10 protein-coding genes are annotated in these 13,596 nt (G+C 56.0%); 7 read left to right on the top strand and 3 right to left on the bottom strand.

Annotated elements, in window-relative coordinates; genetic code table 11:
* Nucleotides 1-3 precede the first annotated feature (3 nt).
* The 4 genes from ET810_RS05345 (at nt 4) to ET810_RS05330 (ending at nt 7,754) form a co-directional block, all read left to right on the top strand.
* Nucleotides 4-1,470: a decaprenylphosphoryl-beta-D-ribose oxidase gene (locus ET810_RS05345; protein ID WP_087453165.1), complete on the top strand. Its 1,467-nt coding sequence runs from the start codon at nt 4-6 to the stop codon at nt 1,468-1,470.
* Between the two features lie 21 nt (nt 1,471-1,491).
* Entirely contained in the window at nt 1,492-2,253 is a 762-nt protein-coding gene (locus tag ET810_RS05340) for a decaprenylphospho-beta-D-erythro-pentofuranosid-2-ulose 2-reductase (RefSeq protein WP_087453164.1), read from the top strand.
* Between the two features lie 142 nt (nt 2,254-2,395).
* Nucleotides 2,396-4,471, top strand: a complete 2,076-nt coding sequence (locus ET810_RS05335; RefSeq protein WP_087453163.1) for a galactan 5-O-arabinofuranosyltransferase — start codon at nt 2,396-2,398, stop codon at nt 4,469-4,471.
* The gene (locus ET810_RS05330) at nt 4,464-7,754 is read left to right on the top strand and encodes an arabinosyltransferase domain-containing protein (RefSeq protein WP_087453162.1); all 3,291 of its coding nucleotides are present in this window, start codon (nt 4,464-4,466) and stop codon (nt 7,752-7,754) included. Before ET810_RS05335 ends, ET810_RS05330 begins: the two co-directional genes overlap by 8 nt.
* On the opposite strand, the gene ET810_RS05325 is transcribed toward ET810_RS05330, so the two are convergent.
* Genes ET810_RS05325 through ET810_RS05315 form a run of 3 tightly spaced genes read right to left on the bottom strand, consistent with a single transcriptional unit; the run spans nt 7,751 to nt 10,054 of the window.
* On the bottom strand, nt 7,751-8,623 hold the full coding sequence (locus ET810_RS05325) for an ABC transporter substrate-binding protein (RefSeq protein WP_087453161.1): 873 nt from the start codon (nt 8,621-8,623) through the stop codon (nt 7,751-7,753). The genes ET810_RS05330 and ET810_RS05325 overlap by 4 nt on opposite strands.
* Complete coding sequence (locus ET810_RS05320; protein ID WP_225870227.1) at nt 8,616-9,455, bottom strand: PrsW family intramembrane metalloprotease; 840 nt, start codon at nt 9,453-9,455, stop codon at nt 8,616-8,618. Before ET810_RS05320 ends, ET810_RS05325 begins: the two co-directional genes overlap by 8 nt.
* A gap of 56 nt (nt 9,456-9,511) precedes the next feature.
* The gene (locus ET810_RS05315) at nt 9,512-10,054 is read right to left on the bottom strand and encodes a hypothetical protein (protein WP_225870186.1); all 543 of its coding nucleotides are present in this window, start codon (nt 10,052-10,054) and stop codon (nt 9,512-9,514) included.
* Nucleotides 10,055-10,103: 49 nt separating this feature from the next.
* Between ET810_RS05315 and ET810_RS05310 the strand changes: the two genes are divergently transcribed.
* From ET810_RS05310 to ET810_RS05300, 3 genes are all read left to right on the top strand, one after another.
* Entirely contained in the window at nt 10,104-11,960 is a 1,857-nt protein-coding gene (locus ET810_RS05310; RefSeq protein ID WP_087453158.1) for a M13 family metallopeptidase, read from the top strand.
* 12 nt (nt 11,961-11,972) lie between these two features.
* Nucleotides 11,973-12,812 carry an alpha/beta hydrolase gene (locus ET810_RS05305; RefSeq protein WP_087453157.1) on the top strand — a complete coding sequence of 280 codons (840 nt, stop codon included), beginning with the start codon at nt 11,973-11,975 and terminating at the stop codon, nt 12,810-12,812.
* Nucleotides 12,813-12,873: 61 nt separating this feature from the next.
* On the top strand, nt 12,874-13,593 hold the full coding sequence (locus ET810_RS05300; protein ID WP_087453156.1) for an MIP/aquaporin family protein: 720 nt from the start codon (nt 12,874-12,876) through the stop codon (nt 13,591-13,593).
* Nucleotides 13,594-13,596 lie beyond the last annotated feature (3 nt).

The raw sequence follows: 13,596 nt of genomic DNA, 5'->3' as shown, positions 1-13,596 counted from the left end.
ACGATGACGAGCGCCAAGGGCACGTCCAGCACCGCAGCTTCGAGCGGTGTCTCCGGAGCCTTACACACAGAAGCCATGAAACTCACCGGCTGGGGACGCACTGCCCCCACGACGGCAGAGGTCCTCGCAACTCCAGATTTGGAGACCATCGTCAAGGCCGTGCGCCAAGTCGCCGAGCAAAATGACTCCAAGCCAGATTATCTGCGCCGTGGTGTAATTCCCCGCGGCATGGGCCGTTCCTACGGCGATCCTGCACAAAACGCTGGTGGCCTTGTCATTGACATGCAGCCTTTGAACAAGATCCACTCTATTGACCCAGAGACTGCCATCGTCGACGTTGACGGCGGCGTCACCCTTGACCAGTTGATGAAGGCAGCTCTCCCCTACGGGCTGTGGGTTCCTGTCCTTCCTGGTACCCGCCAGGTCACCATTGGTGGCGCTATTGGTCCAGACATTCACGGAAAGAACCACCACTCGGCGGGTTCTTTCGGCGACCATGTCACGTCCATGGAACTACTGGTTTCCGATGGTCGCATCCTGCACCTTGAGCCAGAAGGCTCCGCAGACGACCCAGACGGCTCTATCTTCTGGGCAACCGTTGGCGGCATGGGCCTCACCGGCATCATTGTCCGCGCGAAGATCCGCATGACCAAGACCGAGACTGCGTACTTCATTGCAGACGGTGACCTCACCGCTAACCTCGATGAAACCGTGGAATTCCACTCCGACGGATCCGAGTCCAACTTCACCTATTCTTCCGCATGGTTCGATGCCATCAGCCCAGAGCCTAAGCTCGGCCGTGCTGCCATTTCGCGTGGTTCTCTAGCAACTCTTGCCCAGTTGGAAGAGCTCTCCCCCAAGCTGGCCAAGGATCCGCTGAAGTTCAATGCTCCGCAGCTGGTAACAGTGCCGGACATTTTCCCGTCCTTCACCATGAACAAGCTCTCCATGATGGCGATCGGTGAACTCTGGTGGCTCAAGTCGGGCACCTACAAGAATAAGGTGCAAAACCTCACCCAGTTCTACCAGCCACTCGACCTCATCGGAGAGTGGAACCGTGGCTACGGCTCCAAGGGCTTCCTGCAGTACCAGTTCGTCGTTCCGCGCGAGGCCGTCGAGCCGTTCAAGGACATCGTCCGTGACATCCAGCGCTCCGGACACTACTCCGCACTCAACGTGTTCAAGCTCTTCGGAGAAGGAAACCGCGCACCGTTGAGCTACCCAATGCCAGGTTGGAACGTCTGTGTAGACTTCCCCATTAAGCCAGGCCTGGGCAAGTTCCTCGATGACCTTGACCGTCGCGTCATGGAGTTCGGTGGACGTCTCTACCTAGCTAAAGAGTCCCGTGCCAGCGCCGAGAACTTCCACTCGATGTACCCGGGCATGGAAGGCTGGCTCAAGACACGCAACGCGATCGACCCCACCGGCGTCTTCGCTTCCGACATGTCCCGCCGCCTTGAGCTGCACTAATCCGCCGAAAGAAAGATTCCTATGCTGAACGCAGTGGGCAAAGCCCAAAACATCCTCCTTCTCGGTGGCACCTCCGAGATCGGCCTAGCCATCGTGAACGAGTTCCTTACTCACGGCCCTGCGCACGTTACCCTTGCTGCACGCAAGGAATCGCCGCGTATCGACGCCGCCGTGAAGGCCATCGAATCCGCTGGCGCATCCGCTGTTGAGGTCATCGACTTCGACGCAACCGCCTTTGACACTCACGCTGACGTCATCGACCAGGCATTCCTGGTAGGAGATGTCGACGTAGCCATCGTTGCCTTCGGCACCCTCGGAGACCAGGAAGAGCTCTGGCAGGACCAGTCCAAGGCCGTGGCAAGCGCTGAAACCAACTACACCGCACCGGTGTCCGTTGGTGTGCTTCTCGCAGAGAAATTCAAGGCTCAAGGCCACGGCACCATCGTTGCACTGTCTTCTGTTGCAGGTCAGCGTGTTCGCCGCTCCAACTTTGTGTACGGCGCATCCAAGGCCGGCATGGACGGCTTCTACGTCAACCTCGGTGAGGCGCTCCGCGATTACGGCGTTAACGTCCTTGTCGTGCGCCCCGGCCAGGTACGCACCAAGATGTCCGCCGATGCAGGAGAGGCTCCGCTGACGGTGGATCGCGAGGACGTAGCTAAGGCAACTGTCCAGGCAGTTTTGTCCGGCAAGAGCTCCATCTTCGTTCACCCGTTGTTCGAATATGTCTCGCTTGCTTTCAAGTTCATCCCACAGACGATCTTCCGAAAGCTACCGTTCTAACTTTCTAGCCGCCGTGCGATGCACGGCGGCTTTGTACTTCAGCGGCAAAATCAGTGATGATCATCACTAAAGCCGCTGTCACCGGCAAGAATATCAACGGTATTTCTTAAAGCTCTCAAGAGCGTGTGACACACTGTTCTCTATGATCATTCGTGCCCGCAACGCAGATTCCCAACCGCCGAAAGACGACTCGGAAGCGCCGCACACCTCCGCTGCAGCCAGCGACCCATTTCCGGTGATGCTCAAGCACCCGGATAAGGCCAACCCACGGGACAAAAGCTACGACTTTGACTACACTCCCGACATCCAAGATGGCCCGCGCACGCTGCTCGGAATAGCCGCCGCGATCCTGGGAGGTGGGCTCTTTACCTTCATCTCCTGGTTCATACTCAAGCAGGTCAATCTCCCAGCATTCGGGCCTTCCCTGGTCACGCGCGCTCTAGCCACTGTCTGCACGCTTCTGGTTGTCTTTGCGGTCACGGCCCTCCTGATCGGGTGGGTCCATTATGAGAAGACAAACCAAGAACGGCCTCGCTGGCTGACCTGGCTTACCTATGTTGTAACCTACCTATCTCCAGCTGGTCTGGTGGTGGCTTCCCTCGGAATACCGCTCTCCCCGACCAAGCTCTATCTCGATGGCCTGACCGTGGACCAGGTTTTCCGCACCCAATACATGACGCGGCTTACAGACTCCTGGCACCTCACCGATATGAACTACATCGACCTGCCAGCGTATTACCCCGGCGCGTGGTTCTGGTTCGGCGGTAGATTAGGAGCACTCCTCGGCTTGCCCGGTTGGGAAGTATTTCAACCGTATTCGCTGATCTCCCTCGGCGTGGCCGGCTGTGTCCTCGTGCCGGTGTGGCAGCGTATCGTCGGCAGCTTGCCCGTAGCCACCGGCATCGCTTTAGTAACCACCACCGTTGCACTCGTCATGTGTGCAGAAGAGCCCTACGCCTGCGTTATCGCAATGGGCATACCAGCCGCGGTTATTATCGGCCGTCGTGCCTTGTCGGGACGCAAAAGCGCCATTCTTGCGATCATTTTCTACCTGGGTGTTTCCGCATCCATGTACACCCTCTACACCGCGATTATCGCCCTGAGCTTGGTCTCCATCACCGGTGTCATTTCCGCATTGATCCTGCGCTCGTGGAAGCCTATCGGACGCATCGTCATTATCGGCGTTTCTTCCATGGCCATCGCCGCTATCGCGTGGGGCCCGTACTTTACGTTCCTCTTAAGCGGCAAACACACCTCGGGCGCCACCGCCTCCCACTTCCTTCCCGTTGAGGGCACGGAAATTCCGCTGCCTATGTTTGCCGCCAGCATTGTAGGAATCCTCTGCATGCTAGGCCTGATCTATCTCCTTGCTCGAGCGGCAGATCCGGATATCAACTCACTAGGCGTTGCTATCGTCGTTGCTTATATCTGGGTCATCGCATCCATGGCCGTCACGCTCACAGGATCAACTCTCCTTGGCTTCCGGTTGGACCCCGTTATCACGATCCTCCTAGCCACCGCAGGCGTACTGGCTATAGCGGACTTCCGCCTCGTGGGAATCCACCGCCTCTACCCGGTCCAGTTCTCTCCCAGCACTTCACGGCAGATCACGATGGTCATTGCTATCGTGGTCGCTCTTGCCGGCATCAAATATGCGCAGGATATCCCCGCTAAGAACACGCACTCCATCGACCACGCTTATTCCAGCACAGATGGAAACGGCGAGCGGGCAGACCGCTATCCTGCAGATGCCACGCAATACTATGCAAGTATCGACGAAATCCTGAGGGAAAAAGGCTCAATTCCCAGTGAGACTGTGGTCCTCACGGATGAGATGAACTTCATGGCTTACTACCCCTACCGCGGTTTCCAGGCGTTTACCTCACACTATGCAAACCCTCTCGGCGAGTTCAACGAGCGGAATAAAACGATAGAACAGTGGGCGATGGACAGCTGGCAGCAGCTCAAGGACCCACAGGCCTTCGACCGCGCGTTGCAGTCCACTCCGTGGAAAGCACCCGAGGCGTTTATTTTCCGCGCCGATGCCACGGCAGAAAACTCACGTGGCTGGAACTTTGACCTTGCGGAAGACATCTACCCCAATAACCCCAATGTTCGTTTCCGCGGAGTGAAAATCAACCCTGAGGTCTTCACCGGCGAAGGCACCCCCTGGAAGGTCAATCAGGTAGGACCATTTGTGGTGGTGACCCGTGGATAAGCATGACGTAGACTCGAATTCCGTGTCTAGTTCAGTTTCGCAGAATCCAGTGAGAACGCTAAAACTTTTGGCGGTTTTATCTGGTGTGCTCGGCTTCTTATTCTTCCTTTTGACGCCGTTTATGCCAGTCAATCAGGTGCAGTCATCCCTGTCCTGGCCGCAGAATGGAAACCTCAACAGCGTGAATGCGCCGTTGATGAGCTATTCCCCACAGGAATTTAACGCGACTATTCCGATTAGCGCTTCTGAAAAACTCCGCCCGGGACAAAGCCTCATCGTAGGAACTCTGCCTGAGGACAGCGAAGATGCCGCAGCTCGTGGCCTCTTTGTGCGTTCTTCTGACAGCGGAATCCAGATCACATCCCGCGGCGAGCTGGTCTTTGAGCTTACTGCGGATGAACTTAAAAAACTGCCTGCCGACGCCACGATCACCGTCTCCTCCACCAAGGATGCGACCACCGCTTCCGTCGGTGAGCACAGCGGCTCTATATATGAAGACAAGCGCCCGCAACTCACAGGCCTGTATTCCGAACTCGAATCTCAGGCTGCGGGCGCTCTCAGCAGCGCGGGGCTTAAAGTCGACGTAGAGATTAACTCTCGCTTTACCACCTCCCCCACCACCGCAAAGTATGCAGCTATGTGGCTGGGCGGGATCATGACCGTGATTGCTCTTGTCTGCTTGGGTCTGCTAGATCTGCAAGACAACAAAAAGGTGCGTTTCCTCCAACAAGGCGCGTGGCGCCCTCGCGGACTCGACGCCATCGTCGTTGCAATCCTGGGCTTCTGGTATTTCATCGGCGCTAACACCTCCGATGACGGCTTCATCCTCGCCATGGGCCGAATTGCGGCACACGCTGATTATATGGCCAATTATTACCGTTGGTTTGGCGTTCCGGAATCACCATTCGGCGCACCATACTATGATCTCCTAGGTCTCATGTCGCATGTCTCCACGTCTTCTATCTGGATGCGACTGCCTTCCCTGATCTCTGGTCTTATCGTGTGGTTCGCGCTTTCCCGCGAGGTTCTCCCGCGTCTGGGAGAAAAAATTGCTGGACGACGCGTCTCTCAATGGACCATGGCCTTTGTATTCCTTGCCTTCTGGCTGGCGTACAACAACGGCCTGCGTCCAGAACCGATCATCGCTGCTGTCACTCTGCTCACATGGCTTTCCTTCGAGGTCGCCATCAAGACTGAACGCCTCCTCCCGGCTGCCGTGGGAACGCTTCTTGCAGCTTTCACCCTCGCTTGCGGCCCTACTGGTCTCATGGCTGTGGCCTGCTTGCTGGCTGGTTTGTCGTACCTGATCCGCATCATCTACCGCAGAATCCCGCTCCTGGGAGGCAAACCTGCCTTCAGCATCGCTGCCATGGTCGCACCTTTTGCTGCCGCCGGCACTGCGGTGTTGGTTGCTGTTTTCGGCGACCAAACCCTGATGAACGTCTTCGAGTCCATTCATGTCCGCTCGGAGACGGGACCGTCGTTAATCTGGTACAACGAATTCGCGCGTTATCAGGTGCTCATGCAGCAGACCGTAGACGGTTCTTTTGCCAGAAGGGTCGGTGTCTTCTTCACCTTCGTCTCAGTCGCTCTCGTTATCACCTCAATCCTGCGAAACGGGAAGGTCCCCGGCAGCAACAAGGGACCGGTTTTCCGCCTGCTCCTCGTCATGGTCGGAACGCTGTTCTTCATGATGTTCACGCCTACCAAGTGGACTCACCACTTCGGCGTATGGGCTGGTATCGCAGCGGCTCTCGCTGGCGTTGGCGCGGTCGCACTCTCGCACATGGCGTTGCGTTCTCCGCGATCACGCACCCTGCTCACGGGCGGAATACTCTTCGTGTTTGCCTTCGCGCTCTCCGGCACAAACGGTTGGTGGTACACGTCTAGCTACAGCGTGCCGTGGTGGGATAAGACGATTCAGATCCATGAGATCGAAGCTTCTACCGTGATGCTGCTTATTTCACTCATCGTGTTGGCCATCGGCGTTTTGCAGTCTTTTAAAAAGGACGTGGCAGAAGAACGCGGCGAGGCTCCTGCGGATTTCCGCAAACAGCGCTTTGAAGGCCTGGCGGCTGCTCCGATTGCGATACTCAGCATCCTCGCCGTGGCGTTCTCTATGGCGTCCCTAGGTAAAGGATTCATTTCGCAGTATCCTGCCTATTCTGTCGGCTTAGGCAACCTGCGCGCGGCTGCGGGCAATACGTGCAACCTTGCTAACGACGTCCTCGTGGAATCAAACACCAACGAGTCCTTCCTCCAGCCACTGCACAGCACTCTGGGTGAGTCACTCACTTTTGGTAAGAATCGAGCATTCGACCCCAACCACATTTCCTCCGAGGCTTACACGGAAGAAAGCAAGTCTTCCTCCAGTACCGCCGGAACCGCCAACAGCACGGATACCGCCGATACCAACACCGAGGGCAAAGAACATCGCGCAGCTGTGGGTGTCAACGGCTCTACCGCACAACTCCCCTTTAATCTGGATTACACGCGCGTGCCCGTTCTTGGCTCCTGGACCAGCGGCGAACAGCACTATGCCGAGGCAGTCTCGGATTGGTACAAGCTACCGGAACGCAGCGACTCTGCCCCTATCATCGCGGTTTCTGCTGCCGGAAGCATCGAGCACCTCGACCTAGATGGAATCAAAAAAGAGGGACAGAAGCTGCTCATTGAGTACGGCACCGCCTCAGGTGGCAAGGTCGAAATGCTCGGAGAAAAGCAGCTGATTGACATCGGCCCCGAGCTTAAATGGCGCAACCTGCGACTTCCGCTTTCGGAGCTTCCTGCGGAGGCCAACGTTATCCGTATCCATGCAACGGATGGCAACCTCAGTCCCGATGAGTGGCTAGCGTTTACGCCGCCACGTGTGCCCACGCTTGAGACGCTTAGCGACGTCTACACCGCAAATACCCCAGGATTGCTCGACTGGGCAGTACCGCTACAGTTCCCCTGCCAGCGCACCTTTAACCACTATGCAGGTGTGGCGGAGATTCCTCAGTTCCGTATTTCCGCCGATGCAGACGGCCGCGCTTCTGGCGCTTCCTTCCAGGATTACTTCGGTGGTGGCGTGACCGGAATCGCGGAAGCGGTGAACTACAACTACCAGCTTCCGAGCTACTCCAAGAACGACTGGCAGCGCGATTGGGGTTCCATCGAGGTGTACCACCCTCGCCCCAACTCACAGGGCAAGGAACCTGATCTGGCTACCATCAACACAGAGAAAGTAACACGATCAGGACTGTGGTACCCCGGCCCGATGAATATCAACACTGACCACTAGTGCGTTTTTAGCCATTCCTTGGCTATCAGCGCGCTAGGCAGCTGTTCTGTCACAGAACGCATATTGAGTTGAATCAAATCCTGGGTGGTGAGTTTCGCGTTCACCGCATTAAGTACTGCCACGGCATCTGCATCTAATGTCTTGCTGGCTAGTGGCACTACTCGTGAAGAAAGAAACTGGCCTTTGGGGTCCTTGAGACTCACCAGGTTATTTGCGGCAATAGATGGGTCTGCGCTGTAGATGATCGCCAATTGGATGTCGCCATCTTTGAGTGCTTTGACCGTTAGTGGGCCGCCGGAATCCTCGATGGGAGTAAAGGCGGCATCCACTCCGTACACGCTTTTGAGGCCTTTGGGCCCATTGGGACGGTCCTCTGCCTCGGAGTTAGCCCCCAGGGTTATGTTCTGGACCTTTCTAAGGTCCTGAATGGACTCCACACCATGTTCCTCGGAATATTCCTTAGTGACAACGTAGGAATCCTGGTCCGAGGCTTCTGCCTGGTTTAACACCTGCAACTTATCGGGAAGGGCGGATTGCAGTTCCGCATAGACGTCCTCTGGTAGCCAGGCCGTGGTGTCTGGCTTCCAATACTGCAGCAACGGGCCTGAGTATTCAGGAAATACATCTATGCTCCCGTTTTCTACCTCAGCCATATAAACTTCCCGCTGCCCGATCTGGAATTGGCGGTCTACTTTATGCCCTGCTTTTTCCAAGGCCTGCGCATAGATCTCAGCGATGACTTCGTTGGAATAATATGCCTGAGACCCAACAACGATCCCGCTGTAATCTCGGCCACCTTCAATGGATTCGATAGAGCCGCAAGCCGTTAGGCACATCGCGACTCCCAGTACTGCAATGCGTTTATTCATCGTTCCTCACTTGGCTTACTAGCGTTAATGGCGAGGGCATGCGGATCACGCCGAGGTCAGCTGTGGCATCCCTGTGGCATCTGATCCACAGATAGATAACAAGAGGATAGAGGCATACTGACACCACGACCACGTTGATGATAGCGGCGAGGTTTCCGTCCCAGGTCAGGTTCCAACAGAAATGGAAAACAAAGGCCACTAGCAACGCAACGCCTGCTACCTGAAAACGGCGTACCCGATCCCAACCATACGTAAACACGGCCAGGCCAATGCCGTATCCGGCTATTGCGGTGAAGAAAACGTGGAGCCCAGGGCCAGCAATGCTCCGTAGTCCCCAAGACACTAGCGCTCCAGGTGCATCAGAGTTTGCGTCGGACATTCCCCCAATAACCCCATACATCAGGTTTTCAAAGACTTCGAAGCCTAGGCCGACTATGCCACCGGTGACAAAGCCATGCCACGGGCGACTGAGCTTGGAGAAGGTAAACAGAATGAGAAGAACGCCGAGCGCTTTGGAAATCTCCTCCGGATACGCCCCGCCAAAGGAAGCGCTCACGGTCTTCCAACCCAGCTTGTCCGTCAAGTCAATAATAGGCTGCGCCGAGGCCATGACCAGGGCAAAGGAAGAACATGCGCCCCATCCGAGGGAGGTCAAATACCACTTCCAGCCAGCTTTAGGCCACATGGGGGATACTCGAAATATCAGGGTTCCCACTACCAGGTATGCAGCTCCGCACAGCAGGCCTACAGCCGATCCGCTGGGAGAGAGCAAGACATAAACCCCCAAAAAGAAGAGAGACACCGGAGTTGATATCCCGATAATCGCCCACATCACCCAAGAAATAGACGTTGGATGGGCAGCTGGTTTTACAGGGCCTACCAAAGCGCTCACGCGGCTACTCCCTTATAGTTCTGAAAATTGTTCACAATAAGTTGCACGGCGTTGTCCACGTCCGGTCCTTCCACAAGGACAAACAGAGTTTTTTGTTCACCGTCGTCCCCTTGTACAGCCAGGCTTAGTCCGATTTGGTCTTTAGGCCCTTCGATCATCCTGATATTCCCCTCACGGAATATCTCTGCGTTTTCCGGCAACGAGCTCAATGCGTTAAAACGCATCATCCTTCTCAGCGTGTGGTCTTGGTCTGTGCTGCCTTCCACCACCATCGAATTAATTTTGGTGCCTTCGCAATTCCATTGGGGCTGAAACAAGTCAGACATTTCTTCTCTGCATTGCAGGTGTGCGCCGTCTTCTAGCAACACCGGAAGTTCAATGCTCTCTGCCTCTCCTAGGGTCACGTTTTTCAGTTTGAAGTCAATGCTGGGAACAACGGCATTGAGCACGGCGGGGAGGGCAAGAAGCAGAGTGACTAGTGCAGCGACGAGCCACCAGGATTTTGCCGACATCGCAGGCCGGAACTGGAAGTAAGACATACTGTTCAAACTACCTTCTTCATCGAACATTCGATATATCCTGGGGACCATGACTTCTCAGCAACTTGTAATGAAAGACTTGTACCGCTTTGTTAATGGCGAATGGCTCGACACCCACGTCATCCCCGAGGACCGGGGCGTGGATGGAACATTTCATGGCTTGCGCGACCAGGCGGAGAGCGATGTCCACGAGTTGGTGAAATCTTCTCGCTCACGGGCAGGTAAACTTTATGCTTCTTTCATGGACGTCCCCGGAATTGAATCCGTGGGTATATCTGCTATCGACGAGGATTTGGACCTCCTAGAAACAAGCGACCTGGCTACTGCATTAGGAACGCTGGATCGCCTCGGCGTCGGCGGTCCCGTGAGTTTCTGGATAGCCAAGGATTCCGCTGGTAGCGATGCCGTAGCTTACATTGTGCAGTCGGGGCTTGGACTCCCTGATGAAGCTTATTATCGGGAGCACCCAGAGGTGCTCAAGGCTTACACGTCCCACGTCGCCACGATGCTGGGCTTCCTCGATCCACAGCGGCTCGGTGGTTTATCCGCCGAGGAGGCAGCAGATCGCATCGTTGCTTTAGAAAAGGACATCGCTCAGGGGCACTGGGATGTGGTGAGCACTCGCGATGCGCTAAAAACCTTTAACCCAACTGAGTTTTCCGAGATTCCGGAGAACGTCGCAACGCTCCTGCGTGCGGCAGGACTCCCTGAATCCCGCGTGATCGTGATGATGCCCTCCTACTTGGAGCACATCAACACCCTCCTCTCCCAGCGTATCGACGATTGGAAGCTGCTTACTACCTGGCATATCCTCCACGCTCGCGCAGGAGTTCTCACCCCCGAAATCTCGCGCGCAGACTTCGCTTTCTTTGGCACCACCCTTTCTGGTGCAACCGAACAGCGCGACCGCTGGAAGCGTGCCGTGGGACTTGCGGAAAGCTTTGTGGGTGAAGAAATTGGTCAGCTCTTTGTCCAAGAGCACTTCCCGGCCTCCTCCAAAAAAGACATGGCGATTTTAGTGGACTACCTCATCGCCGCATACCGGGAACGCATTCAGAATCTTCAGTGGATGACTCCGGTAACCCGCAAGCGCGCGCTGGAAAAGCTAGAGAAATTCAACGCTAAGATCGGTTATCCCGACACATGGCGTGACTATGGCGATCTAGATTTCTCCGAATCTGGCCAAGACTTGCTGCGCAACGTCCGCGCCGGTTCCGCTTTTGCCCACGACTACGAGCTCTCCAAGCTGGGCAAACCCGCAGATCGCTCCGAGTGGGTCACCACTCCACAAACCGTCAACGCTTTTTATAATCCGGTAGTCAACGACATCACTTTCCCCGCCGCCATCTTGCGAGCACCGTTCTATTCCGAGGCAAACGCCGCCGAAAACTTTGGCGCGATCGGCGCAGTCATCGGCCATGAAATTGGCCACGGTTTTGACGACCAAGGCAGCCAATACGACGGCGATGGCAACCTGAACTCCTGGTGGACAGAGGAAGACCGCGAGGCATTCACACGGCTCACCTCGCAGCTTGTCGAGCAATTCCATGGACTCGTCCCTTCTGTTCTCAAGGAATCCGCTGGCGTTAACGGCAGATTCACTCTCGGAGAAAACATCGGAGATCTCGGCGGCCTAGGCATTGCCGTGGTGGCTTATCAACGCTATGCAGCTGACCAGGGAGAAGAGCCCTACCTCCAACGCCTCTTCCTATCCTGGGCCCGCATCTGGCGCACGGCGATCCGCCCCGAGCTAGCGGAACAATACCTAGCCATAGACCCACATTCACCAGCGGAGTTCCGCTGCAACGTCATCGCAGGCAATATCGCCGAGTTCTATCAGGCCTTTGACGTGCCAGAAGATTCCCCTATGTGGATCGCACCAGAAAAACGCGTCGCGATCTGGTAATCCCGGCGTACCATGGGCCGCATGGATGATTTTGAAGTCGGCGGTAAAGATCGGAAACTGACACCCGAACAGCAATTGGAGCAGCTTTCCACATACATAGCGGCCCATTATGAACGCCCTGCGATGAATCCTCCATGGTCGGACTCTCCCTCTGACCCCCATGTTCTGGACACTTACGACGCCCGCCTCGCCGACCGAATCACCCATGCTTCCATGCTGATGCTTGGTTCCGCACTGGATCACACCACGCCGGGCGTCGCTTTTAGCGACGGTGTGACCACCGAAGACATACCCAACGCTCAGATCATCCGTCCCGCACACCCAACCGGAGTGTGGGGTATTTCACTCCACCCTGGCGGTTGGTGGAAAGGTTCGGGAGTCGCCTTGGAGAACTCCTGGCGCCCCGAGGTCGCAGCCGTGGCCAATCTCTCCGGCATCACATTCCTCGACCTCGACTACCCGCTCCTCCCAGAACACTCACTCTCCGAGGTAATCGCCGCGGTGCGTCACGCTGCCCAGTGGGTACGCAGCATGAACCCGCCGCGTCTCGTGGCTTGGGGATATTCCTCGGGAGCCGCATTAGCCGCTCTCACCAGCGATTTATGGGATGCGCAAGCCCTCACGTTTCCGCATTTAGCCCTCGATCATCTCCCCGCCCACCTACGCGACGCAGAATTCCCGCAAACTTTCCCACCCACCTTCTTGCAGGTGGCCACTCAGGATTCCGTCGCGGACCGCTACCCGTGGGCAGAGGCTCAATCCACCGTCAAGGAATACGTCTCTGAGCACCGAGTCGCTACTCCGGAAGTTATGCGCGAAAGGGTGAAAGACGTAGCAAATTTCCTAAATTAAAAACACATAAATTTTTCTTCGTTCTGTATTACCTTTAGTCACCTACTACCAAAGGACAAAAATGACTGGAGTTGAATATCTATACTGGGAGTTTTTTGGAACAACCATCCTGCTCTTGATGGGTAATGGCATCTGCGCGCTGGTGACCCTCCGTACATCAGCGGGGCGCAATGCAGGATGGCTGGCCATAGCATTTGGCTGGGGTTTGGCCGTCTTTGCAGGCGCCAGCATCGCCGACCCATCCGGTGGACACCTAAACCCTGCAGTAACACTCATGCTTGCCACCAAAGGCAGCGTCGCATGGAACCTGCTCCCTTGGTACTTCGCAGGCCAACTACTCGGCGGCATCTTCGGCGCATTCCTCTGCTGGGCAGCCTTTAAGCAGCTTTTCGACGCTAACAACTACGACGAAGACGGAAACCCAGGTGGCAACAAAACCACTGGCGGCATCTTCTTTACCAACCCGGCGCATCCGAATAATTTCTGGAACGCAGTCACCGAATTCATTGCAACCTTCGTGCTTCTAGCCTTTATTGCATTCGGTCCCTCCGGAGACGTTGGCCCACTCAAATACTTCGCCGTTGCATTCATCGTGGTTTCCATCGGCCTCTCCCTCGGCTCCCCCACCGCATATGCCATCAACCCGGCACGTGATCTCGGGCCACGCATAGCGTACGCATTCATCCTTCCAATCAAAGACAAAGGCAGCGCAAACTGGTCTTATGCATGGGTTCCGATTGTCGCACCTATGCTTGCTGCCGTCGCCGCAGGCCTACTGTAAGGA

The sequence above is a fragment of the Corynebacterium silvaticum genome, from assembly GCF_004382825.2.
GTDB lineage: Bacteria > Actinomycetota > Actinomycetes > Mycobacteriales > Mycobacteriaceae > Corynebacterium > Corynebacterium silvaticum.
Note: the sequence above shows the minus strand (reverse complement) of the source record. Positions and strands in the feature narration are given on the sequence as shown.